Source organism: Kitasatospora sp. NPDC004272, assembly GCF_053603035.1.
In genome coordinates this window covers 23,072-44,698 of sequence record NZ_JBSGET010000038.1, presented here as the reverse complement: position 1 = coordinate 44,698, position 21,627 = coordinate 23,072, and the positions used below count along the sequence as shown (strand labels likewise).

General features: G+C 75.5%; 22 protein-coding genes. 7 read left to right on the top strand and 15 right to left on the bottom strand.

Translation table 11 applies throughout. The features are described from left to right. The first annotated feature begins 8 nt into the window (after positions 1–8). Both ACWEO5_RS14630 and ACWEO5_RS14625 read left to right on the top strand, forming a co-directional pair. The gene (locus ACWEO5_RS14630) at positions 9–347 is read left to right on the top strand and encodes a hypothetical protein (protein ID WP_452162742.1); all 339 of its coding nucleotides are present in this window, start codon (positions 9–11) and stop codon (positions 345–347) included. After that, positions 344–640, top strand: a complete 297-nt coding sequence (locus ACWEO5_RS14625) for a hypothetical protein (protein WP_452162741.1) — start codon at positions 344–346, stop codon at positions 638–640. Before ACWEO5_RS14630 ends, ACWEO5_RS14625 begins: the two co-directional genes overlap by 4 nt. Before the next feature lie 19 nt (positions 641–659). On the opposite strand, the gene ACWEO5_RS14620 is transcribed toward ACWEO5_RS14625, so the two are convergent. After that, complete coding sequence (locus ACWEO5_RS14620; protein ID WP_452162740.1) at positions 660–1,271, bottom strand: hypothetical protein; 612 nt, start codon at positions 1,269–1,271, stop codon at positions 660–662. A gap of 38 nt (positions 1,272–1,309) precedes the next feature. Further along, the gene (locus tag ACWEO5_RS14615) at positions 1,310–1,711 is read right to left on the bottom strand and encodes a winged helix-turn-helix transcriptional regulator (protein ID WP_452162739.1); all 402 of its coding nucleotides are present in this window, start codon (positions 1,709–1,711) and stop codon (positions 1,310–1,312) included. A gap of 96 nt (positions 1,712–1,807) precedes the next feature. Here ACWEO5_RS14615 and ACWEO5_RS14610 point away from each other — a divergent pair, with 96 nt between their 5' ends. After that, entirely contained in the window at positions 1,808–2,746 is a 939-nt protein-coding gene (locus ACWEO5_RS14610; protein ID WP_452162738.1) for an NAD(P)-dependent oxidoreductase, read from the top strand. Between the two features lie 90 nt (positions 2,747–2,836). Here the strand turns inward: ACWEO5_RS14610 and ACWEO5_RS14605 are convergent, their stop codons facing one another. From ACWEO5_RS14605 to ACWEO5_RS14595, 3 genes are all read right to left on the bottom strand, one after another. Beyond that, the gene (locus ACWEO5_RS14605) at positions 2,837–3,166 is read right to left on the bottom strand and encodes a hypothetical protein (protein WP_452162737.1); all 330 of its coding nucleotides are present in this window, start codon (positions 3,164–3,166) and stop codon (positions 2,837–2,839) included. Between the two features lie 614 nt (positions 3,167–3,780). Beyond that, positions 3,781–4,230 (bottom strand): hypothetical protein, encoded by a 450-nt coding sequence (locus ACWEO5_RS14600; RefSeq protein WP_452162736.1) that lies wholly within the window; start codon positions 4,228–4,230, stop codon positions 3,781–3,783. Between the two features lie 181 nt (positions 4,231–4,411). Further along, positions 4,412–5,203, bottom strand: a complete 792-nt coding sequence (locus ACWEO5_RS14595) for a hypothetical protein (RefSeq protein ID WP_452162735.1) — start codon at positions 5,201–5,203, stop codon at positions 4,412–4,414. A gap of 164 nt (positions 5,204–5,367) precedes the next feature. On the opposite strand from ACWEO5_RS14595, the gene ACWEO5_RS14590 reads away from it, so the two are divergent. From ACWEO5_RS14590 to ACWEO5_RS14575, 4 genes are read left to right on the top strand one after another with little or no spacing between them, the layout of a single operon-like run. Next, the gene (locus tag ACWEO5_RS14590; protein WP_452162734.1) at positions 5,368–5,760 is read left to right on the top strand and encodes an MTH938/NDUFAF3 family protein; all 393 of its coding nucleotides are present in this window, start codon (positions 5,368–5,370) and stop codon (positions 5,758–5,760) included. Positions 5,761–5,797: 37 nt separating this feature from the next. Further along, the gene (locus ACWEO5_RS14585) at positions 5,798–6,661 is read left to right on the top strand and encodes an AraC family ligand binding domain-containing protein (RefSeq protein WP_452162733.1); all 864 of its coding nucleotides are present in this window, start codon (positions 5,798–5,800) and stop codon (positions 6,659–6,661) included. Beyond that, the gene (locus tag ACWEO5_RS14580) at positions 6,658–7,365 is read left to right on the top strand and encodes an AzlC family ABC transporter permease (RefSeq protein WP_452162732.1); all 708 of its coding nucleotides are present in this window, start codon (positions 6,658–6,660) and stop codon (positions 7,363–7,365) included. The genes ACWEO5_RS14585 and ACWEO5_RS14580 overlap by 4 nt, the downstream gene beginning before the upstream one ends. Then, the gene (locus ACWEO5_RS14575; RefSeq protein WP_452162731.1) at positions 7,362–7,664 is read left to right on the top strand and encodes an AzlD domain-containing protein; all 303 of its coding nucleotides are present in this window, start codon (positions 7,362–7,364) and stop codon (positions 7,662–7,664) included. The genes ACWEO5_RS14580 and ACWEO5_RS14575 overlap by 4 nt, the downstream gene beginning before the upstream one ends. Positions 7,665–7,725: 61 nt before the next feature. Here the strand turns inward: ACWEO5_RS14575 and ACWEO5_RS14570 are convergent, their stop codons facing one another. From ACWEO5_RS14570 to ACWEO5_RS14525, 10 genes are all read right to left on the bottom strand, one after another. After that, on the bottom strand, positions 7,726–10,158 hold the full coding sequence (locus ACWEO5_RS14570) for a right-handed parallel beta-helix repeat-containing protein (RefSeq protein ID WP_452162730.1): 2,433 nt from the start codon (positions 10,156–10,158) through the stop codon (positions 7,726–7,728). Positions 10,159–10,410: 252 nt separating this feature from the next. Further along, on the bottom strand, positions 10,411–11,319 hold the full coding sequence (locus ACWEO5_RS14565) for an MOSC domain-containing protein (RefSeq protein ID WP_452162729.1): 909 nt from the start codon (positions 11,317–11,319) through the stop codon (positions 10,411–10,413). A 218-nt stretch (positions 11,320–11,537) separates the two neighbouring features. After that, on the bottom strand, positions 11,538–12,149 hold the full coding sequence (locus ACWEO5_RS14560) for a DUF6643 family protein (protein WP_452162728.1): 612 nt from the start codon (positions 12,147–12,149) through the stop codon (positions 11,538–11,540). Between the two features lie 369 nt (positions 12,150–12,518). After that, positions 12,519–12,968 carry a large conductance mechanosensitive channel protein MscL gene (gene mscL / locus ACWEO5_RS14555; protein WP_344551715.1) on the bottom strand — a complete coding sequence of 150 codons (450 nt, stop codon included), beginning with the start codon at positions 12,966–12,968 and terminating at the stop codon, positions 12,519–12,521. An 87-nt stretch (positions 12,969–13,055) separates the two neighbouring features. Then, on the bottom strand, positions 13,056–14,270 hold the full coding sequence (locus tag ACWEO5_RS14550) for a DegT/DnrJ/EryC1/StrS family aminotransferase (RefSeq protein ID WP_452162727.1): 1,215 nt from the start codon (positions 14,268–14,270) through the stop codon (positions 13,056–13,058). After that, the gene (locus ACWEO5_RS14545; protein WP_452162726.1) at positions 14,267–15,826 is read right to left on the bottom strand and encodes a hypothetical protein; all 1,560 of its coding nucleotides are present in this window, start codon (positions 15,824–15,826) and stop codon (positions 14,267–14,269) included. Before ACWEO5_RS14545 ends, ACWEO5_RS14550 begins: the two co-directional genes overlap by 4 nt. Next, the gene (locus tag ACWEO5_RS14540) at positions 15,826–16,887 is read right to left on the bottom strand and encodes a GNAT family N-acetyltransferase (RefSeq protein WP_452162725.1); all 1,062 of its coding nucleotides are present in this window, start codon (positions 16,885–16,887) and stop codon (positions 15,826–15,828) included. The genes ACWEO5_RS14545 and ACWEO5_RS14540 overlap by 1 nt, the downstream gene beginning before the upstream one ends. A 42-nt stretch (positions 16,888–16,929) precedes the next feature. Next, positions 16,930–18,024, bottom strand: a complete 1,095-nt coding sequence (locus tag ACWEO5_RS14535) for a glycosyltransferase (RefSeq protein WP_344551720.1) — start codon at positions 18,022–18,024, stop codon at positions 16,930–16,932. Further along, on the bottom strand, positions 18,021–19,916 hold the full coding sequence (locus tag ACWEO5_RS14530; protein WP_452162724.1) for a nucleotide-binding protein: 1,896 nt from the start codon (positions 19,914–19,916) through the stop codon (positions 18,021–18,023). Before ACWEO5_RS14530 ends, ACWEO5_RS14535 begins: the two co-directional genes overlap by 4 nt. A gap of 382 nt (positions 19,917–20,298) precedes the next feature. Beyond that, positions 20,299–21,435, bottom strand: coding sequence for a glycosyltransferase family 4 protein (locus ACWEO5_RS14525; protein ID WP_452162723.1), 1,137 nt, complete (start codon positions 21,433–21,435; stop codon positions 20,299–20,301). Between the last annotated feature and the right edge of the window lie 192 nt (positions 21,436–21,627).

Here is a 21,627-nt window from a genome sequence, read left to right as displayed (position 1 = left end):
GAATCCAAGTGCTGTACACCGGACAACCGCTGGTGGCCGTCGACGTCCTGCAGCGGTTCCTGCGTGGCGGGTTCACCGACTCCGAGCAGGCCGCCGACTCGCTGGAACGGGCGTTCCTGGCGGCCAGGTTGGACCCGCCGGCCGGCCTCTCGCCGGTCTACCGCGACGACGTCCCGCCGGAGCTGGCCGGCCTCGCGCTGGGGTGCGTCGGACTGCCCTGGGCGCAGCGGCTGTCCGAGGCGCTGCTCGAACTGGCGGTGCTGCGCGGTGAGTTCCCCGCTCCCGTCCGGCTCGCGGCCCCGGAGCTGGGCACCGAGGCCCGTTCCGCGCTGGGGGTGGCCTCGTGAGCGGTGACGTGTTGCGGCAACGTGCCTGGGAGATCGCCGAGCAGCTCGCCGAGGCGGGTGGCGGGGAGGCCAGGCTGACCGTCATCCCGGACGGCTACCGCGTCGAGCTGCGGATCTTCCGCCCCGAGGACGGCTCACCCAGCCCCGAGGACCACATGGCGGTGCTCAAGGCCCTCGCCCTGGGCGACCGCTGGGGCCACCGCTACTCCCCGCCCTCCCGCAACAACGGCACCGCCCGCGAACTCGTCTGGAGCGAGGTCCACCACAAACCGTCGGAACAGCAGGGCAGTTGAGGGCGGCAGCCGGGTCCCGTCAGGGGTTCGCGGTGCGGCGGCCGCCGTACGAGGCGGTCAGGGCGTCGGCGACGGTCTCCGCGTCCGCCTGGGCCGGCTCGGCGGGGTACTCGGGGAGCAGGTCGTCCCAGACGGGCAGCCAGGAGCCGAGCATCTGGACCTGGCCGGCCGGGCGGGCGAAGAACCAGAGGTGCAGGTGGGCGGCGCCGTCGCCGAGGCGGTAGACGTGGGCGCGGGCTATGTGCGGCAGGGCCTCGACCAGGCGGACGACCCGGGTGGTGAGCACGCCCAGTTCGGCGGCCAGTTCGTCGGGGAGCGCCGCCAGGTCGTAGTGGTCGCGGGGGTACAGCATCAGGGCCAGCGGCACGCCGACGCCGGTGACCCGGGCCAGCCGCCAGTGCTCGGTGAACCACAGGCCCTCGTCCCGGGCCGCGCACATGTGGCAGTCGGCCGGGTCCTCGCCGTGGCGCGCAGGCTCGGGCAGCACCGGCGGGCGCAGCGGCGAGACGCGCAGCCCTTCCGGTTCGAACGGGCTGACCTCCCAGGCGGTCATCCGGGCCAGCGGGAGCCGGAGTTCGCCGTCGGCGGCCGCGCGGGCGTGGGCGTGGAACTCGTCAGGTGTCATTGCCATGATCGGCAGACTAGTGTCCCGGGCCTAGTGTCCCGGGCCTAGTGTCCCGGGCCCCGGGTTCCGTCCACGCGTGCGGGCCCGGGTCGGGCCGCCGAACGGGCGGCGGCCCGCACCCGCGCGCGGCCCCAGTCGCCCAGGGGGGCCAGCGCCCCGTTGAGCCGGACGCCGTCCTCCGTCAGCGAGTACTCGACCCGCGGGGGCACCTCGTCGTACGACTCGCGGTGCACGACGCCGTCCGCCTCCAGTTCGCGCAGGTGGGCGGCGAGCACCTTCTCGGTCACCCCGGGCAGCATCCGCCGGAGTTCGCCGAACCGGCGGTGCGGCTGCTCGTGCAGGGCCCAGAGGACCAGCACCTTCCACTTGCCGCCGATCACCTCCAGCGCCGTGTCGATCCCGCAGATGTGCCCGTCCGGCGTGCCCGGACGATTGACGGTCGTCATCGCGTCCTCCCCTGACCTGCTCGCTCACCCCGGGGTAACCACCCACTCCGAAGTGCGTACTTGATCACTTCCGGTCCGGCGACCAGCCTAACCGTCATGACAGAGAACGCCGTTGGGCACCGCACCGAGAACCCGGCCGAAGCCGCCACCGGCCACACCCCCGGGAGCGCCCCGAAGACCCCGCTCACCCTGCTCGGCCTCGGCGCGATGGGCACCGCGCTCGGTCGGGCCTGGCTCGCCGCCGGACACCCGCTGACCGTCTGGAACCGCACCGCCGCCCGAGCCGGGACCCTCGCGGCCGAGGGCGCGACGGTCGCCGCGAGCGCCGCCGAAGCGGTCGCCGCCAACGGCCTGGTGGTCGTCTGCCTGCTGGACGACGACTCGGTCGAACAGGCCCTGGCCGAGGCCGACTTGACCGGGCGGGATGTGGTGAACCTGGTCACCGGCACCCCCGGCCAGGCGCGCGACCGGGCCGCCTGGGCCGCCGCCCGCGGCGCCCGCTACCTGGACGGCGGGATCATGGCCGTCCCGCCGATGATCGGGGTGCCGGAGGCCGGCGGGTACGTCTTCTACAGCGGCTCGCCCGAACTCTTCGCGCAGCACCGCGCCACCCTCGCCGTCCCGGCCGGCGCCCGCTGGGTCGGCGAGGACCCGGGGTTCGCCGCGCTGCACGACGTGGCGCTGCTCAGCGCCATGTACGGCATGTTCGCCGGTGCCGCGCACGCCTTCGCGCTGATCGGCCGGGAGTCCGTCGCACCCTCCGCGCTCGCCCCGCTGCTCGCCGACTGGCTGACCGCGATGGCCCCGGCCGTTCACCAGACCGCCGCCCAACTGGAGTCCGGGGACTACGCGTTGGGCGTCGTCTCCAACCTGGGCATGCAGGTGGCCGGCGTGCCGACCTTCCTGCGCACCGCCGAGGAGCAGCGGGTCAGCCCCGAACTGCTCTCCCCCTACTTCGCGTTGATGCGCCGACGACTGGAGGCGGGGAGCGCCGGGGAGGACCTCACCGGCGTGGTCGACCTGCTGCGGCGCTGACCCCGGCACGGCCGGGCCGGGTCGGCGTCCACGGGCGCGGCGGCGGGACGCGCCGCCCTTCCGGTGCGAACGGGCCGGCGTGCCGGTCGGTCACCCGGGCCGGATGACCGCGTCCGCGGAAAGCGGCGACGTGCTGTTCACGGTGAAGTAGCCGACGGCGCCGGTGAGATCGGCGAAACACCCCGTCTGGCCGGACCGCAGCGGGACGTATCCGGGCCGGTCCGGCTGTGTCTCCAGCGCGGCGCCGCACTGGTCGAGCGTCGGCGGGTCCGTCCCGTTCCAGGGGACGAGGAACTCGCCACCGATCACCTGCGGCGAGCACGCCCCGCACAGGTACAGCGCGTTCCTCGGCAGGAGCGTGAAGGCGGGCGCGGCCACCACCGGGAGGTTCTCCAGGCCGGGCTGCGGGGGAAAGGTCAACGTCCCCCGCCACGGTGGCGGGGCGGGCGTGCTGCTGGTCGGCGGGGCGTTCCCCACCGACTGAGCCGGAGCGGGGATGGCGCCGTCAATCTGGCCACCGGAGGTGCTGTCCGGGATGGGCGAGACCGAAGCGGACGGTGCGGGCTGGGTGACGACCGGACGCGAGGGGCGGAGGTTCGTCGATGCGAGGAAACCGACGAGCAGGGCCAGGCAGGCCCCGGCGACGACCCACCTCCGTGACCGGAACCTCCTGCCCGTGGCCACCACGCGGTAGGCCACGACCAGCTCGCCGGAGCTGGAGCGCCTGGGGCGCACGGTGCCCACCGGGCGGATTCCACGCCTCGGTGGCCGTGCAGGCACGGTGCGGGTGCGGGAGGTCGGACCTGGGGTCCGACCTCCCGCACGGACTTCGGTACCGCTCTCCGGCGGAGCGGTCCGGGCCGCGCGCGAAGACGGACCGCCGACCGCCGGGACGTCGAGCAGCGACGCCAGGAAGCGCCGCCACCAGGTGCCGCCGACTGCCCGTCCCGGCAGTGGCTCCGGCTCCGGCTGCGTCCCGGGGACGGGGTGGGGTGCGGCGGACAGGAGGGAGTCCAGGTAACGCCGGGTGAAACTCAACTCCCCACCTTCCCGGTCGCCCCGGCCTGGGGCTGGACGGGCAACGACGGATGTTCCGGAGCGGATGGGACGGTCACCGGGGTGTTCTGGTTCCGTTCACCCGCGTCCGGGCTCCCGCCTCGGACGACCTCCTGCGCCGAGCGCATGGCCCCCAACTGCCGCAGCAGGGCGGGAGCCGAGGCGCCGGCGGCCACGGCCGCGTACAAGCCGGTGATCTGGGAGTGGAGCAGCCAACCCGCCAGGGCCCCGAGCAGCAACCGGCTGACGGCCGCCGCCAGGTCCGCCGACGGATCCACAAAATCGCGCAACTGCGGGAGCTTGCGGCGCTTGGCGTCCCGGGCCCGCCGCCGGGCGGCCTGCCAGGCCAGCACGCGTTCGTTGAACACCAGAGCTTCGATCAGTGCGCCGCCGACCGCCCCGTAGGCTACGCCGTGGATCCAGTCCACCCGGCCCCCATCCGTCGCGGACATGATTCAGCAGCCGGCGGCGCGGATCAACCGGGTCCGCGCAAGCCGTGCGATTCGCAACACGACTGACACGGTGCGGAGTTGGGGAAATACGGGCAGATGTCGGACTACGGTCGAACCACCCCGCCGGGCCGCGTCGCCGCTCGTTCCCGGCGGCCCGTCAGTGCAGGTCGGCCGTGAGCGGGTGCGTGTGGTCGGTCGGGCAGGTGAAGATCCGCAGCTCGCCCCAGCGGCCGACGACGATGCCCGCCGTGTCGTCGCTGGCGATCGTGAAGAGCAGCGTCATCGGGGTTCCGCAGGGCCCGCAGGTGAGCGTGCTGGGGTGGCTGAGGTGCCAGGTCGGCCAGCCGCCGAGTTTCCAGCCGCGGACCCGAGTGATCACGTCCTGGCCATCAGGGTCGGTGTCCCGAACCAACTGCTGCAGGGCGGGCCGGAGTTCGGGCGGAAGCTCCTCGCGGTAGGGGAAGTCGGTCAGGTGCTCCACCGAGAAGACGCACGGTTCCGGCAGGAACTCGTCCTCGTAGTGCTCCGACGGCTCCGGGGGGAGCGCCGTCCCGGCCGCGGAGAGTGCGGCGGCATCGCGCCAGCGGAGTACGACCACCGGGCACAGGTCGGCCTGACCGGCCGGCGGGTTCCAGTGCTCGACGGGGCACCAGAGCACCTGCAGCAGGTCCGCCCCCACGGGCCACCACGGGCCGGGCACGTCCCGGGAGTGGAACTGGGCGAGCGGGACCATCGCCAGTGGCCCGCACCCGTGCGGCCCGTCCTCCTCCTCGACCGGGCACACCGGCCACGGCTCGTCGGCGGGCCACAGCAGCGGGCCGCCGACCGAGCTGTCGGCGGGCCCGGGCGCCCCGGGTTCGAGCCACAGCCGGGCGGCCGGGCGGCCGTGTGGGGCGAGTTCCGGTACGCGCGCCAGGATCTCCTCCGTGGAGGGGCGCTGATGGTCCACCGATGAGCCTTCCGGTCCGGGCGCGACGAACGAACGCGCACACGCTACCGCCGGCCGGCCCGGCCGGGGCGTCGGAACCGTGCGCGGGGGCCGAAGCGGGCCGGTGGGACGACCGCTGGAAACCGCCGTGACGCCGCCGCCCGGCGGCTGCGACAATCGCGCCCATGAACGAAGCTGACGACCCGGCACCGGCCCTCCGCCCGCCGCGGATCACCCGCCTGGAGTGGGGGCTGATGGAGGTCGAGGGCCTCGCCCCCGGCAAGGACTTCGTGCTGTACCCGGGCGGCGGCCACCCCTGGGACTGGAACGTCCACGGCACCCGGCACGTCCCCGGCGTCCAGCCCGGCGACGCGCGGGAACTCCTCGACCGGGGCGCCGAGGCGGTCGTCCTCACCCTCGGCATGGACCGCGTCCTGCGGATCGACCCGGCCACCCTGGAACTCCTCGCCGCCGCCGGGGCGGAGGTGCACACCGCCGACACCCGCGCCGCCGTCGAGCTCTACCACGCCCTCGCCGCGACCCGCCCGACCGGCGCCCTCTTCCACTCCACCTGCTGACGCCCCGCCGAGACCCGCTCCCCGCCCTGGTGGTCAGATGCCCGCAGAACACGCCACCTTCTCCGTCCACCGGGCCCTGCCGCAGGTGGAACTCCTGGACGCCCGCTACGTCGAGTACGCCTTCGGCCGGCACACCCACGACACGTACGTGATCGCCGCCATCACCGAGGGCGTCGAGGAGTTCCAGTACGGCGGCGGCACCGAACGCGCCGGAGCCGGAACCGTCGCGCTCGTCAACCCCGAGATCGTCGTCACCGGCCACGCCGGAGTGCCCGAGGGCTGGGGCTACCGGGTGCTCTACGCGCCCGTCGACAGCGTGCTCGACGCCGCCGCCGACCTGCGGCCCGCCGGAGCCGGGACGCCCGCCTTCACCACCGCCGTCACCGGCGACCGCGAACTGGCCCGCCTCGTCCACGCCGTGCACGGGGCCGCCGGACGGGACGACCCGCTCGCCGCCTCCACCGCCTTCCGCCTGCTGGTCGCCCGCCTGCTGCGCACCCACGCCGCACCCCGCCGCGCCGCGCGGGTCGCCCCCGCCGGGGCCCTCGCCGTCGCCCGCGCCCGCGAACTGCTGCACGCCCGGCTCGTCGACCCGCCCAGCCTGGACGAGTTGGCCGCCGCCGTCGGCGCCCGGCCCTTCCCGCTGCTGCGCGCCTTCCGCGACACCCACGGCCTGCCGCCGCACGCCTGGCTCAACCAGCAGCGCGTCACCGCCGCCCGCTCGCTGCTGCGCCGCGACGTGCCACCCGCCGAAGTCGCCGTCGCCGTCGGCTTCGTCGACCAGGCGCACCTGGCCCGGCACTTCCGCCGCAGCGTCGGCGTCCCGCCCGGGGCCTACCGCCGGGCCGTGCAGGAACGTACAAGACCCCCGGCGCCCGCCCGCGCCACCGTGGGGGCATGACCGTCACCACCCAACCGCCCGGCACCGGCGGGCCCACCGCACGGCCCACCCGGGCCGTACTCCGGGACTCCCTCACCGTCGGGGTCAGCGTCGGCATCTCCGGGGTCGCCTTCGGTGCGGCCGGAGCCGGCGCCCACCTGACCGTGACCCAGACCTGCGCGCTCAGCCTGCTGCTCTTCACCGGGGCCAGCCAGTTCGCGCTGGTCGCCGCCCTCGCCGCGGGCGCCGCCCCGGTGGCCGCCGTCGCCGGGGCGCTGCTGCTCGGCGTCCGCAACGCCTTCTACGGCATGCGACTGGCCGAACGCCTCCAACTCCCGTCCGCGCTGCGCCCGCTGGCCGCGCACCTGGTCATCGACGAGACCGCCGCCGTCACCCTCGCCCAGCCCGACCGGCGCACCGCCCGCCTCGGCTTCACCACCACCGGCGTCAGCATCTTCGCCCTGTGGAACCTCACCACCCTGCTCGGCGCGCTCGGCGCCGACGCCCTCGGCGACCCCGCCCGCTACGGCCTGGACGCCGCCGGACCCGCCGTCTTCCTGGCCCTGCTCGCCCCCCGGCTGCGCGACCCGCACGAACGCCGGGTGGCCGCCGCCGCCGTCCTGCTGGTCCTGGCCGGGACGCTGCTGCTGCCCACCGGCGTCCCCGTCCTGCTCGCCCTGGCCGCCGTGCCACTGGCCGTCCGCCGGGGGAGGGCCGCCCGATGACCGTCTGGACCGCCCTCCTGGCCACCGCCGCCGGCTGCTACCTGCTCAAACTCCTCGGCCTCTGCGTCCCCGGCCGCCTCCTCGACCGCCCGGCCGTGCGCACCTTCGCCACCCTGGCCCCCGTCGCCCTGCTCGCCGCCCTCACCGCCCAGCAGACCCTCACCCACGGCCACCACCTCACCCTCGACGCCCGCGCCGCCGGCCTCGCCGCCGCCGCCCTGGCCCTCTGGCGCCGGGCCCCGTTCCTCCTGGTGGTGCTCGTCGCGGTCACCGTCACCGCCCTGGTCCGACTGGCCTGAACGGAGCCCCGCCGGGGGTGCGCGTCCAGGGGCCCCCGGATGAGCTTCCCGCCGTTCGAGGCTATGCGCCCGGGAGGTCGGCGGGGACGAGGAGTTGGAGGTCCTCGGTGGTGGGGGAGGGGAGGTGGGCGACCCGGGAGGCGTGGCGTTCGACCATGGTTTCGAAGACCTGGCGGGCGGTGCGGCCGTTGCCGAAGCCGGTGGAGCGGTCGATGGCGGTGAAGTGGCCGAGCAGGGCCGACTCGGTGGCGTCGGAGAGGCGGTACTCGTGTTCGGCGGCCTGGGCGCGGGCGATGTCGAGCAGTTCGTCGGCGGTGTAGTCGGGGAAGGTGACGGTGCGGGAGAAGCGGGAGGAGAGGCCGGGGTTGGCGGCCAGGAAGCGTTCCATCTCGGCGGTGTAGCCCGCCACGATGACCACCACCTCGTCCCGGTGGTCCTCCATCAGTTTCACCAGGGTGTCGATCGCCTCCCGGCCGAAGTCCCGGCCGCCGTCCTCGGGGGCGAGCGCGTACGCCTCGTCGATGAACAGCACGCCGCCGCGGGCCCGGTCGAAGGCGGCGGCGGTGCGGATCGCGGTGGAGCCGATGTGCTCGCCGACCAGGTCCAGCCGGGCCACCTCGACCAGGTGGCCGCGCTGCAGGACGCCGAGCGAGGCGAGGATCTCGCCGTAGAGGCGGGCCACCGTGGTCTTGCCGGTGCCGGGGGCGCCGGTGAACACCAGGTGGCGGCGCGGGGAGGGCGCCTTGAGGCCGGCGCGCTGGCGGGCCCGGCCGACCGAGATCAGGTCGATCAGGGTGCGCACCTCCTGCTTGACGGTGGCCAGGCCGACCAGGGAGTCCAGTTCGGCCAGCGCCACCTCCGCCGGGCGGCAGTCCGGGATCGGGGCGATGACGGCGGCGGCGGGCAGGGCGGAAGAGGAGAGCTGGACCAGGGTGGCCAGCGGGGGAGCGGCCGGGGCGGCGGGGCCGGCCGGGCCCGGGACGCCGGGGACGGCGGGCAGCGCGGGCAGCGGCGCCGCGTCGTCCGAGGTGCAGCCCTCGGCGACCGGGCCCGGCTCGGAGAACTCGAACCCGGCCCGGGCGTTGCGCTCGGCCCGGCAGCGCACCAGCTTCGTCCGGCAGCCGTCGATCACGTGGAAGCCGAAGCCGCCGCCCTGCGAGACCCGGACCTCCTCGAACTCGCCGCGGCCCTGCGCCGACACGTACACCCCGGCCTCGCCGGCGCCGCGCACCGTGCAGTCGCGCAGCACCGGGTCGGCGCCCTTGGTGACGATCACGCCGGTGGCCACGTCCGCGATCTCGCAGTCGGTCAGCAGGCCGCCGGAGCCGTGGTCGCGGAACCACAGGCCGGTGCCCGCGCCCTGGATCCGGCAGCCCGCCAGGTCGGCGGCCGCGCCGCCGCTGACCGACACCGCCGAGGAGCGGATGCCGGTGAACGAGCAGTCCCGGACGGCCGCCGAGGAGCCCTGGTCGAGGACGAACAGCGCGTCGGGCAGGTCGTCCAGGGCGCAGTCGGCCAGCTCCAGGGCGGCGCCGTCGCTCACCCACAGCGCCGGGTAGTCGCCCTGCGCGGAGTGGAACCGGCAGCCCTCGGCGAGCACCTTCGTCCCGCCGTCCCACACCGAGAGCGCACCCCGGCCGAAGCCGTGCACGGTGACCTGGCGCAGCGTCAGCTTGGAGCCGCCGCGCAGGTCGGCCGCGTTCTCCGGCACCTCGTGGATCCGGCAGGAGGACAGCTCCAGTTCGGCGCCGGTGTCCAGGCTCAGCCCGTTGCCGGAGACCCGGTGCACCGTGCAGTCGGTGAGCCGGCCCACCGCCTGCGCCTCGGCCTGCACGCCCGAGCCGCGCACCTCGGACACCTCGCAGCCGGTCAGCTCCGCCAGCGTCCCCGGGTCGGCCAGCAGGACGCCCGCGCCGCCGGCCCGGCGGACCTTCAGCCGCTCCGCGCGCAGCCGGGAGCCGGCCAGCACCGCCACCCCGCTCTGCCCGGCCGCCGTCACCTCGCAGTCCAGCAGTTCGGCGCGGGCCCGGGCGCGCAGCCGCACCCCGAGCCCGGACGGGTTCTCCACCACGCAGTTGACCAGTTGGCCGCGGGCCCCGTCGGCCAGCTCCACGCCCACCGCGGAGGAGGTCTCCACCCGGCAGTCGGCCAGCACCGCGCCGTCCGCACCCGTCAGCAGCACCGCCGGGGTCGAGCGGTCGGAGCCCTCCACGACCAGGCCGCGGACGGTCGCGGCCGCCGTCACGGTCAGCGCGGTGCCGCCGCGCACCGCGCTCTCCGGGGGCGAGATCCGCACGCTGCCCGGGCCCTGCTCGGCGACCAGCGTGACCGGCTTGTCGACCAGCACGGCCTCGCGGAACGTCCCCGCGCGCACCGTCAGGGTGTCACCGGGCTCGGCGACCTCCAGGGCCTCGCGGAGCGTGGCGTACTCCCCGCCGCGGCGGCGCCAACGCGAGGCGCTGTCCTGCGTGACCCGGACCCTGAGCTCACCCATGGCGATCTGTCATCCCCGCCTTCGTCGTTGCGTCGGTTGCGTCGAGACGCTGCGCGATCGGCCCCACCGTAGCGCGCGGGGCGGACCCGGCGGGCCGCCGCCTCGGTCCGGTCCCGGTCCGCCGCCTCGGTCCGGTCCCGGTCCGGCGCCCGGTTCAACGACCGGAACGGGGGGTGGTTCCGGGTGCACGGAGCTGACGGCACCCGGCCGGGGCCGGGTCGGCGGCGGTCCGGCAGCGGCGCCGGGGCCGGGTCAGCGGCGGTCCGGCAGCGGCGCCGGGGCCCGCTCCAGCACCTCCACCGGGTCGCCGACCGCCAGCGCCCCCAGCACGTCCGCGGTCCCGGCCCCGGCCGGACGGACCGGCACCAGGTTCTGGCCGAACACCAGCTTCTTGCCGAAGCGGTGGTGCCGGCCCAGCGCCCGCAGCGGCTCCGGGCCGCGCCGCTCGCCGCTCTCCTGGTCGGTGGTGGTCACCACGCAGCGCCCGCACGGCTTGACCACCCGGAACTCCAGGCCGCCGATCCGGATCCGGCGCCAGCCGTCCTCGGCCCAGGCGGCGGTGCCGGAGACCACCAGGTTGGGGCGGAAGCGCTCCATCGGCAGCGGCGCGCCCTTGACCGGGTCGCCGGGGTGGTCGTCGGCGATCCGGGCGTTCAGCTCGTCCAGCGAGCCGGTGGTGGTGAGCAGCAGCGGGAAGCCGTCGGCCATCGAGACGGTCTCGTCGGGGGCGGCGTACTCCGGGTTGATCGGGCGGCTGGTGGCCGGGCGGTCCAGGTGCACCAGCCGCACCCCGCCGAGCTTCGCGGGCAGCCGCTCGGCCAGCCAGGCGGAGGTCTCCCCGGTGGCCTCGGCGGCGGAGAAGGCGGTGCCGAAGACGCTGACGGTGGTCTCGGGGGCGCCGGCGGCCAGCGTGGGCGCGGCCAGGGTGTGCACGGCGCCGTCCGGGCCGGTGAGGGTGAGCGAGGCGCCGTCGGCGGACGGGACGGGGCGGAACCGCCCGATCGAGGGTTCGTCGCGCTGGGTGAGCGCGGTGCCGTCGGCGTCCACCAGCATCCAGCGGCGGTCGCCGGTCAGGCCCCAGGGTTGGACCTCGGCGGACGGCGGGCTGAGCCGGTACATCGACTTGACCGGGTACAGGTGGAGCGAGGCGAGGCGCGGCATGCCGACCATCCTGCCAGGCGCGCGGCCGGCCCGGTACGGCGCTTCCCCGCGCCCCGGCGGGGAGCCGGGAGGCGGGGAAGCGGCGGGGCGTGCGGTGCCTGTCCGGGCGGGCTGCCCGTCCGGTGGGGTCCGGGGACGGGCGGCGGTGCTGCGGGCGGGCGGTGTGGGGGAGAGAAACGCGTCGTTGCGTGGTGACCTTGCCCCCCTACGAGGGGTTCTCAGCCGGCCTGCGGGTACTGCCGGTACTGCGGGTACTGCTGCGGGGCCGCCGCCGGGCGCAGGGTGTTGCCGCCGAACGACTGGTCGCCGAACGACTGCTGCTGCGGGGCCGGCTGGGCGCCGAACTGCTGCGAGTTGAAGGTCGGCGTGAAGCTCTGCGGCGCGGTCGCGAAGCCGTTGCCGGGGGCCTGCGGGGCGGGGTACCCCTGCGCGGGCTGCGGCTGGAACTGAGCGGCCGGGCGCTGGCCGGGCAGGAAGCCCTGCGGGGCGCTCGCGTAGCCGGGCTGCGGCTGCACCGGGGCGCTCTGGTAGCCGGGCTGGGCCGGGATGTACGGCGCCGGGGCCGGGGCCGGGGCGCTGCTCGGGCCGGGGCCGAGCGCGAGGCGGGCCGGGGGCAGGGCGGGCAGGTTCGACTGGGGGGAGTCGAAGCCGGTGCCGAAACCGCTGCCGTAGGCGGAGGACCAGGAGGAGGCCGGGAGGGCCGGGGGCACGTTGATGGGTGCGATCTGCGGGATGCCGCGCTCTGCGACCAAGCTGTCGTAGATGGGCGTGCCGGAGGAGAAGGACGGAGAGGGGTAGCCGACTCCGTCGTAGGAGCGGGGCGAGGTCATGGGGCATACCGTAAGCCCACAACGTGCCTGCTGAGGAGAGCGGAACGGCCTGGAGTTCAACTGTTTACAGACTCTTCGCTCGCTTAAATCGGGCATTGTCGGGCAGAGTTGGGCGAAAGGAGACCGCGTTTCGGTCATCCCGGATCCATCGTCCGTGCACCACCCGCTCACCCGGTGCCGGACAAAAGCCTCCGATCGGACGCCGGAAAGGCTCCGCCAAGGTTCCGTTAAGCCGGCGGTGGTCCAGACCGCCGCGGCGCCGCCCGGAACGGCCGGTGAACGGCCCCCGAACGCTCCCGGAACGGGCCCGGCCCGGGCGGCGGGGAGCCGTCCGGGCCGGGGTGGTGCGGTGGGTGCTGCGGTGGCTGCTCAGCGGGCGGCCGCGGCGGCGGCCTGGGCCGGGAAGCCCGGGCGGCCGGCCAGTTCGCTGGTGCAGTGGGCGCAGCGGGTGGCCGCGGCCGGGACGGTGCTGAGGCACTCGGGGCAGTCGGCCTTGGCCACCGGGGTGTCCTTGACCGGGTTGAAACGGTTCTGCAGTCGGCCGACCGGCATCACCACGGCGAAGTAGATCACCGCGGCGACCAGCACGAAGCTGATCAGGGCCTGGAGGAACGCGCCGTACGGGAAGGTGACCCCGGTGACGGTGAACGACTCCTTGCTGAAGTCGCCGACCGCGCCGGAGGCGATGCCGATCAGCGGGGTCAGGAAGGCCGCGACGAAACCGGTGACGACGGCGGTGAAGGCCGCGCCGATGACGATGCCGACCGCGAGGTCGACGACGTTGCCGCGCAGCAGGAAGCTGCGGAATCCCTTGAACATGACGGCCATCCTGACCCCCCAACCTCCCTGCGGTCCAACCGAGTTCACCTGATCCGACTAACGGCCGAACCGCCTTGCGAGGATCGCTCAGGCGGGCGTGACGCCCTCCCCGAGGGCTTCCCGGACCTCCGCCGCGAAGGGCTGGACACGCACCACCGCGTCCGCGACCCGGCGGACCGTCGCCGCGTCCATGTGCGACCACAGCGGGACGGTCAGCACCGAGGCCGCCAGCCGGTCGGTGCGCGGCAGCTCCTCCGCCTGCCCCAGGTGGGCGTACGCCCGCTGCCGGTGGACGGGCGGGAAGAAGTACCGGCGGGTGTCGACGCCCTCGGCCTTCAGCGCCGCGGCCAGCTGCCGGTTGTCCAGGCCGAACTCCCCGGCGTCCAGGATCAGCGTCAGGTCCTTGAAGGTCGAGGTGTCGCCCTCCTCCGGCAGGGCCAGCCGCAGGCCGGGCACCCCGGCGGCGGCCCGGGCGAACTCGGCCACCAGCGCGCCCCGGTGGGCCACCCGCTCGGGCAGCCCGGCCAGCCAGGTCAGGCCGACGGTGGCGTGCAGTTCGCTCATCCGGGCGTTCAGGCCGGGGAACAGGGTGTCGTAGTCGCCCGGGTTGCCGTAGTCCCGGGCGGTGCGCAGGGTCTGCGCGAGCGCCGCGTCCCGGGTGGCGACCAGGCCGCCCTCGCCCGCCACCGCGACCTTGGTCGGGCTCATCGAGAACACCTCGGCCAGGCCGAAGCCGCCCACCGGCACGCCGCGCCGCGCCGAACCCAGGCCGTGCGCCGCGTCGTACACCAGCGGCAGCCCGGCCGCGTCGGCGACCCGCTGCAGCTCCTCGGTCTGGCAGGGCGTCCCGTACACGTGGGTGGCCATCACCGCGACGGGGGAGTCGGCGGCCTTCAGCCGGGCCTCGGCGTCGGCCGGGTCGAGCGTGATGTCCCGCTCCCGGGCCTCCGCGAACAGCGGGCTGCCGCCCGCCCAGTGCGCGGCGTGCGCGGTCGCCGAGAAGGTGAACCCCGGCATCAGCACCGGCCGGCCCCCACCGACCCCCGCGGCCTGCAGCACCAGCATCAGCCCCGCCGTGCAGTTGGACACCGCCACCACGTGCGGAACCCGCATCAACTCGGCCGCCCGCTCCTCCAGTTCGCGCACCCGCGGACCGTTGGTGAGCATCCCGGAGTCCAGCACCTCGCCGAGCCGCCCGAGCAGCCCGTCCCGGTCGGGCACCCGCAGGCGGGTCAGCGGCAGGCCGTCGGGGAAGGCGGGCGCACCGCCGAGGACGGCGGGGCGGTTCTGGTCGGTCGTCATGAGGTCGAGCCCCCCTGGGTTCGTGACGGATCCGGAGCGCCGACGGCGACCGGAAGCTCGGGCCCTGATCGGGCGGCGGCGCCCCACTGGCCCGGCTGGGCCCGCCACAGCGGCGGTCTGCGCCGCCGCACCGGCCCGGCCTGGGCCGGTTTCGGGATCGCCAGCAGCACCAGCACCAGCGGCAGCACCTGCACCCGCTCGCGCGACAGGATGCCCATGTTGTTGATGGTCGAGAACGCCCAGCAGAACAGCAGCGTGTACACCACGGCGAAGGCCACGTACGAGCGCCGGACGAACAGCTTGGGGATCCGGGCCAGCTGCGGCCAGGCCCGGACGAACATCACCAGCAGCGCGAAGCACTCCACCGACTGGATCAGGTTCTGGACGTTCGACGCCTCGAACGGGAACGGCCGGAACAGCACGCTCACCACCGACATCGGCAGCTTCACCGGGTTCAGGCTGAACGCGGGCGCCGGCTCGTCCGCGGTGGCCGCGTTGATCACCGAGTCGCCCTGCGAGGTGCGCCGCGAGGTCTCCGACAGCACCTGGTTGACGGCGTCCCCGCCGGTGCCGTTCGTCCCGAAGAAGGTCGACACCTGCTGCAGCATCAGCGCCACGCCCACCGCCAGCACCGCCGCCGTCAGCACCGTGCGCAGCGGCCCCAGCGCCGACACCTGCCGCGGCCGCTGCCGCAGCAGGTACGCCACGCTCAGGCCCGCGCCCGCCAGCACCGTCACGTGCGGCCGCACCATCGCGGTGCCCAGCGAGCCCAGCGCGATGCACGCGAACGCGCCGAACCGCCGGTCCAGCAGCCGGGCCACCCCGTACGTGGTCAGGCCCAGGCAGAACATCATCCAGGCGTCCTTGCCGATGCTGGACGGCCAGAACAGCAGCGAGGGCAGGAAGAACACCAGCTTCGCGTAGCGCCGCGAGTCCGCCTCCGGGAAGGCGATCTGCAGCGCCCGCCAGAAGAACAGCAGCCCCCAGAAGCCCAGCCAGGAGAACACCAGGAAGCCGCCCACCAGGGTCGGCCCGGTCACCGCGTAGACCACGCCGGTGACGATGATGACGAAGCCCGTCCCCGCGACCTTCATCCCCAGGTCGTAGTGCAGCCCGGCGGTGAAGTCCGTGGTTGTCAGGTAGCGGGCCAGCTCGGAGCCCTTCTGGTGGTACATCTTGGCGTCCGCCGCGCCGCCGTACAGCACGAACGCCATCAGGTACCGGGGGAAGGCGCAGGCCAGCTTCGCCGCCATCGCCACCATCAGCAGCTTGAACACCCCGCGCTCCGGGTTGGCCGCCGCGACCCGGGCCAGCACCGGCGTGCCGATCGCCATCAGCGCGGGCGCCACCAGCAGCGCTCCCCAGGTGTCGTACGTGGTGTGCACCATCGCCAGCACGAACACCGTCACGTAGCCCAGCACCACCGCCCAGGCCAGCAGCGTCAGCCGGCCGCGCCGCAGGGACCCGCGCAGCCGGGCCGGCGCCAGCGAGCGGCCCGGCGGACGCGAGCGGGCCCGCCGGGCCGGGCGGAGCAAGCCGGCGAGCAGTGCCGCCATCAGAAGACCTCCAGGTCGCCGAGGCTGAACCGCCAGTCGGCGAGCGAGCGTTCGGCCGACAGCGGGCCGGTCGGGGTGCGGGCGGCCAGCACCATGCCGGTGCGCGGGGCCCGCACGCAGCCCGACCGCAGCCCGGCCGCGGCGGCCTCGGTGCCGGGGGCCAGGTGGGTGGCGGCGTGGTCGCAGCCGGAGGACGCCGCCGCCCGCAGCAGCTGCGCCGCCGCGGCCCGGTCGCCCGGGCGGACGATCAGCTCGGCCAGCGTGAACTCGGCCAGCGGTCCGCGCCGACGCGGCCGCCCGAACGCCAACCCGACCAGCTCGCCGCCCCGTTCGACGCTCACCACCCGGTAGTCCAGGCCCGGCGCCGCCCCGTACCGCCAGGCCAGGTACGGCGCGGTGCGCACGGTGTGCAGCCGCGGATCGGCCGCGTCGGCCCGCTCGCGCTCGGCGAGCAGTTCGGCCAGCTGCCCGGCCCGCCGGGCGCCCGGGTCGGCCAACCAGTCCGCGGCGGAAGGGAGTTCGCAGCGCGGCGGCCCCGAGGGCCCGGGCCGCCGGGACAGCGCCGCCCGGGCGCCCCGGGCGAAGGACACCGGCCGGGCCACCCGCAGCGCCACCGGGACGCGGCCCAGCTCCCGCCAGCCCATCTTCAGGTAGCCCGGCAGGCTGTTGCCGTTCGGCGTGTTGAACACCAACTCGGCGTCACCGGAGACCTGTTCGAGCAGCTCGGTGGTCAGCCGGCGGAAGATCCCGCGCCCCTGGAAGTCCGGGTGCGTCGCGGTGTCCACCGGCCGCACCGCCCGCACCTCGCGGCCGCCCTCCCCGCCGCCGTCCCGCCCGCGCCAGCACCAGCGCAGGAACAGCCGCACCCCCACCACCCGCCCGTCCGGCGCCACCGCGACCAGGCCCGGGCTCGACCCGAACGGGTTCTCCCGGTGCTTCCAGTCGAAGAACTCCGCGCTGCGCCGCCCGGTCGGGCCGCCCGCCAGCGAAGCCGTCAACAGCTCCAGCACCGCCGGCACGTCCGCCGACTCCAGCCCGCGGTACGTCAGTTCGCCACCCACGTCGTGCTCGTCCCCTCCGGACTACGCCCCACCACAGTCGGTTCAGTTCGCCAGGACCCGCGCGTACACCCGCTCGATCGCCCGCTGCGCGCCCGCCACGTCGAAGGACCCCGCCCGCTCCCGGGCCGCCGCGCCCATCCGCCCGCGCCGCACCGGATCGGCCAACTCGGCCAGCGCGTCGGCCAGTCGGGCCGGATCGCCGGGCGGCACCAGCCGGCCCTCCACGTCGTCGTCCAGGATCTCCGGCATGCCGCCGACCCGGGTCACCACCGACGGCAGCCCCGAGGCCATCGCCTCCATCAGCGCCACCGGCAGGCCCTCCTGGCGCGAACTCAGGCAGAACACGTCCCAGCCCGGCAGCAGCGCCGGGACGTCCGCACGCATCCCCGCGAACAGCACGCCGTCACCCGCCCGCGCCCGCAACTCGGCCTCCAGCGGCCCCGATCCGACCAGTACCAGCCGGGCGTCCGGCTCCTTGTCGCGCAGCAGCGCGAACGCCGCCAGCAGCGTCGCCTGGTCCTTCTTCGCGGTCAGGTTGCCGACCGTGCCGACCACCAACGCGTCCTCGGGCAGCCCGAGTTCGGCCCGCGCCGCGCGCCGCGCCGCCGGACCGGACGGCGCGCCGCCCAGGTCCGGGCCGTGGTGCACCACCGTCAGCCAGTCGCCCGCCCGGCGCCGCCCGACCCCCGCCGCCACCGCGTGCGACACCGCCACCACCGCGTCGTTGCGCCCGTACGTCAGCGCGTTCGCCCAGCGGGTCGGCAGCCGGTAGCGCTCCCACAGGTTGTGCTCGGTGTGCACCAGCCGCGGCCGCCGCCCGCCGCCCGGCCGCAGCAGCCGGGCCGCGACCGCCGGCACCGGCATGTGGGTGTGGACCAGGTCGTAGCGGCGCTCCGCCAGCAGCGCCCGCAGCCGCAGCGGCCAGCGCCGCCCCGGCGCGCCGCCCAGGCAGTGCACCGGCACGCCCGCCGCCTCCAGGGCCGGCACCAGCGCGTCCTTGTGCGGCAGCACGTACGCCACCTCGATGTCGTAGCGCGAACGGTCCGCGTGGCGCACGCAGTTGAGCAGCAACTGCTCCGCGCCGCCCCGGCCCAGGCCCTTGGCCAGCCAGAGCACCCTGGCCCGCGACCCCGTCACCGGTCCTCGCCCAGCCGCAGCTGCATGGTGGTCTCCACCGGCTCCTCCGGCGGCAGCTCCACCGGGCGGCGGCCCCAACTCGTCGTCCCGTCGGGCCGACCGCCCGGCTCGGCGGACCCGTACACCGGCTCGCCGCGCCGCCCGCCGTCCGCCCGCTGGTGCTCGGGCCGCTGGTGCTCGGGCCGGTGCGGCTCCACCCGCCGGTGCTCGGTCCGCCGCGGCTCCGGGCGCCGCGGCTCCGCGACCCGCTCCACCGGCTCCGGACGCGGCAGCGCCGGCCGGGACGGCTCCGGGCCCAGCGCCGGACGGCCGCCCAGCCGGCCCGGCAGCCGCAGCGAACGGTTGCGCCGCCCGGTGGCGACCTCCGTCCCCAGCAGCGCCACCCCCGCCACCGGCACCCCGGTGCGGGCCAGCAGCTCGGACACCCGGTCCGCCTCCTCCGGGCGCACGTTGCCCGCCATCAGCGTCACCAGCACCGCGTCCGCGTGCTGCACCAGGTCGTACGCGTCGTTCGCGTGCAGCAGCGGCGAGGAGTCGATCAGCACCACGTCCGCGTGCCGCCGGGCCAGCGCCAGCACCTCCCCGGCGCGCAGCACCAGCGCCGCCGGGTACGCCGTCGCGTGCCCGCCCGCGATCATCGCCACGTTCGGCACCCGGGTCTGCCGGATCAGGTCCACCGGGTCGGTCAGCTGCTCGCCGGACAGCAGCTCCGCCATGCCCGGGCCCTCGTCCATCCCGAAGTGCGCGTTCAGCTCCGGCTGCCGGAAGTCGCAGTCCAGCACCAGCACCTGGCGGCCGGTCTCGCCCAGCGCCGCCGCCAGGTTCGCCACCGTGGTGGTCCGCCCGTCGCCCGAACGCCCCGACATCACCAGCACCACCGGCGCCGGCTCCACCGCCCGCCGCACCCGCCGGTCGTCCGGGTCCAGCCCGCCCTGCCCGAACTGCGCGGACAGCGACTCCGGGCCGGTCAGCAGCAGCGTCGAGCGCAGCGAACGGAACGCCTCGGTCGCCGGATCCTCCGGCCGGGCCGTCACCAGCGGCTCGCGCAGCCGCCGCAGCCGCCGCGACAGCCGCGGGATCTCGCCGATCACCGGCAGGTTGAACGCCTCCTCGGTGCCGTCCCGGGTCCGCAGCCGGGTGTCCATCCGGGACAGCATCAGCGCCGCCACCACGCCCAGCGCCAGGCCCAGCACCACCGCCAGCGTCAGCCGCACCCCGCGCGAGGGCGAGGACAGCAGGCTGCCGCCCAGCTCCTTCGCGTCGATCGAACCCCACTGCTGGATCGCGTCGGTCTGGCTGTAGTTCTGCAGGTCGGCGATCGCCCCCAGGGTCTTGGTCAGCGCCGCCGTCGCCGTCGACAACTGCGGCTGCAGCTTGGCCTGATCGCTCGCGTTCGCCTTGCTGGACGCCTTCTGCAGGTCGTCCAGCTGCGACTGCTGGGCGTCCGCCTGGGTCCGCAGCCGCTTGATCGACTCGTCCGCGCTCTTCTTCGACTCCTGCGCGTACCCGGTGATCGTCGCCTCGGACAGCGCCGCCGCCAGCTCCACGCAGGACGCCTGGGTCGGACCGGTCGTGGTGAACAGCAGCATCTGGGTGGACTCCGCCGCCACCGTCCGGCGCGCCGTCAGCCCCGCCACGTCCGTCACGTGCAGCTTCTGCGCCGCCGCCGTGGTCACCGCCGAACCCTGCGCGTACGACAGCACCTGGTCCGCCCGCACGGTGTCCGCCGCGCCCGCGACCGGGGTGATCGCCACCTTGCACTGCCACTTGCCGTTGTCCACGGCGTCACCGGCCGGCGTCAGCAGGAAACCCACGACCAGCGCGGCGACCGTACAGGCCGCCAACAGCCGCCAGTACCGCCGCAGGACGGTGAACAGATTTGCCGGTTCCACCGGTTGGTTCCCCTCGCCTCGTCACGGAGCCCACGCGCCCCACGGCCGCACCCCGCCCCCGCGGGCGGCGCGCATCGGTACGGCCGGGCCGCGGGCGCCTCCGGCGACGGCAGCGGCAGCGGCAGAAAAGTGAACGTACAAGGCCGCCCCCACGGCCCTCCCCTGCGATCGATGCTTCCCGCCCCGGACCTGCGGCGCAAGCACTTTGGCCATACTGACACCTGCTGTTGGTCGGAATCAGGACGCACGCACGCGAACTGACGCGACGTCATCAAACGCCCGCCCGCCGGACCGGCCGCCACCCGCCCGACGGTTCGGCCACCGCCCGCCCGCACCCCGCCGGGCCGGTGCGCGCCCGGAGAACCCCGCCGCCCGCGCCCGGTCAGGCCAGCGCCCGCCCGTAGAACTCCACCATCCGCGCCGACACCCGCTCCAACGTGTACCCGGACCGGAAACGCGCCCGTGCCGCCTTCGCCCGCACCAGCGCCTCCCCGCGCTCCTCCAGCACCCGCAGCAGCGCCCCCGCCAGCGCCTCCGGCCGCTCCGGCGGCACCAGCAGCGCGCACTCCTCCCCGCCGCCCACCGTCTCCCGCAGCGCCGCCACGTCCGCGCACACCAGCGGCACCCCCACCCCCATCGCCTCCATCGCCGCGCTCCCCAACCCCTCCCAGCGCGACGGCACCGCGAACGCCTCCACCGCCGCCATCAGGTCGAACACGTCGTCCCGCGGCCCCAGGAACCGCACGCCCCCCGTCGCCGCCGCCAACTCCTCCAGCCGCCCGGTCTCGGCCCCCCGGCTGCCCGCCAGCAGCAGCACCGCGTCCGGCCGCGCCGCCCGCACCCGCGGCCACGCCGACACCAGCACGTCCAAGCCCTTCTGGTACTGCTGCCGGGCCGCCGCCAACACCACCGGCACCTCCTCGCCCAACCCCAGCCCCGCCCGCACCCGGGCCCGCCGCTCCGGCGTCACCGCCCCCAGCAGCAGCGGGTCCCGCCCCCGCGGCACCACGTCGATCCGCCGCCGCGACACCCGCAACCGGGCCGCCATCACCTCCGCCACGTGCTCCGTCAACGCGTGGAACCGCCGCACCCCCTGCGCCGTCACCGCGTCCACCGCCTGCGCCGCCCGCACCTTCCACGGGTTCAGCCCGCGCGCGTGCAGGTGCTCCGGCCCGTACGCCGAATTCACCAGGCTCGACACCACCGGCACCCGCGACCCGAGAGCGGCCGTCCGGCCCAGCACGTCCGACTCGTACAGCGTCGTGTGCACCAGGTCCGGCCGCAGCCGGCGCAACTCCGCCCGCAACCCCGCCACCCGGGCCCCCCGCGACCCCCGCAGCACCGGGTGCACCCCCGCGCCCGCCGCCCGCAACTCCTCCTGGAACCCGCCCGGCGACTCCTTCAGGAACGCCACGTGCAAATCCACCCCCGAACGGACCAGCAGCGGCGCCATCGCCACCAACCCCTGCTCCGCCCCGCCCACCCGACTCACGCTGTCGATCACGTACACCACGCGCACCGCGCCAACCCCCCCTCGCCCGGGCCACCCCCTGACCGCGCATCAGCATCCCAGCCCGACCCGTCCCACGTCCCCCGAAAGCGAAATCAGTGGCTCGGCAAAGCGTGCATCCAGGGGCTCGGGGAACGGCGAGTCCGTGGCTGCTGACGGTGCACTGCCGGAGCGCGCGTCTGCTTCCGGTTCTGTTCGAGA

Coding starts and splice junctions, on each gene's coding strand:
- ACWEO5_RS14575 (WP_452162731.1), top strand. CDS start 7,362: ATGACCGTCTGGACCGCCCTCCTGGCCACCGCCGCCGGCTGCTACCTG.
- ACWEO5_RS14590 (WP_452162734.1), top strand. CDS start 5,368: ATGAACGAAGCTGACGACCCGGCACCGGCCCTCCGCCCGCCGCGGATC.
- ACWEO5_RS14615 (WP_452162739.1), bottom strand. CDS start 1,711: ATGACGACCGTCAATCGTCCGGGCACGCCGGACGGGCACATCTGCGGG.
- ACWEO5_RS14550 (WP_452162727.1), bottom strand. CDS start 14,270: ATGACGACCGACCAGAACCGCCCCGCCGTCCTCGGCGGTGCGCCCGCC.
- ACWEO5_RS14585 (WP_452162733.1), top strand. CDS start 5,798: ATGCCCGCAGAACACGCCACCTTCTCCGTCCACCGGGCCCTGCCGCAG.
- ACWEO5_RS14580 (WP_452162732.1), top strand. CDS start 6,658: ATGACCGTCACCACCCAACCGCCCGGCACCGGCGGGCCCACCGCACGG.
- ACWEO5_RS14570 (WP_452162730.1), bottom strand. CDS start 10,158: ATGGGTGAGCTCAGGGTCCGGGTCACGCAGGACAGCGCCTCGCGTTGG.
- mscL (WP_344551715.1), bottom strand. CDS start 12,968: ATGTTCAAGGGATTCCGCAGCTTCCTGCTGCGCGGCAACGTCGTCGAC.
- ACWEO5_RS14560 (WP_452162728.1), bottom strand. CDS start 12,149: ATGACCTCGCCCCGCTCCTACGACGGAGTCGGCTACCCCTCTCCGTCC.
- ACWEO5_RS14610 (WP_452162738.1), top strand. CDS start 1,808: ATGACAGAGAACGCCGTTGGGCACCGCACCGAGAACCCGGCCGAAGCC.
- ACWEO5_RS14545 (WP_452162726.1), bottom strand. CDS start 15,826: ATGGCGGCACTGCTCGCCGGCTTGCTCCGCCCGGCCCGGCGGGCCCGC.
- ACWEO5_RS14620 (WP_452162740.1), bottom strand. CDS start 1,271: ATGGCAATGACACCTGACGAGTTCCACGCCCACGCCCGCGCGGCCGCC.
- ACWEO5_RS14565 (WP_452162729.1), bottom strand. CDS start 11,319: ATGCCGCGCCTCGCCTCGCTCCACCTGTACCCGGTCAAGTCGATGTAC.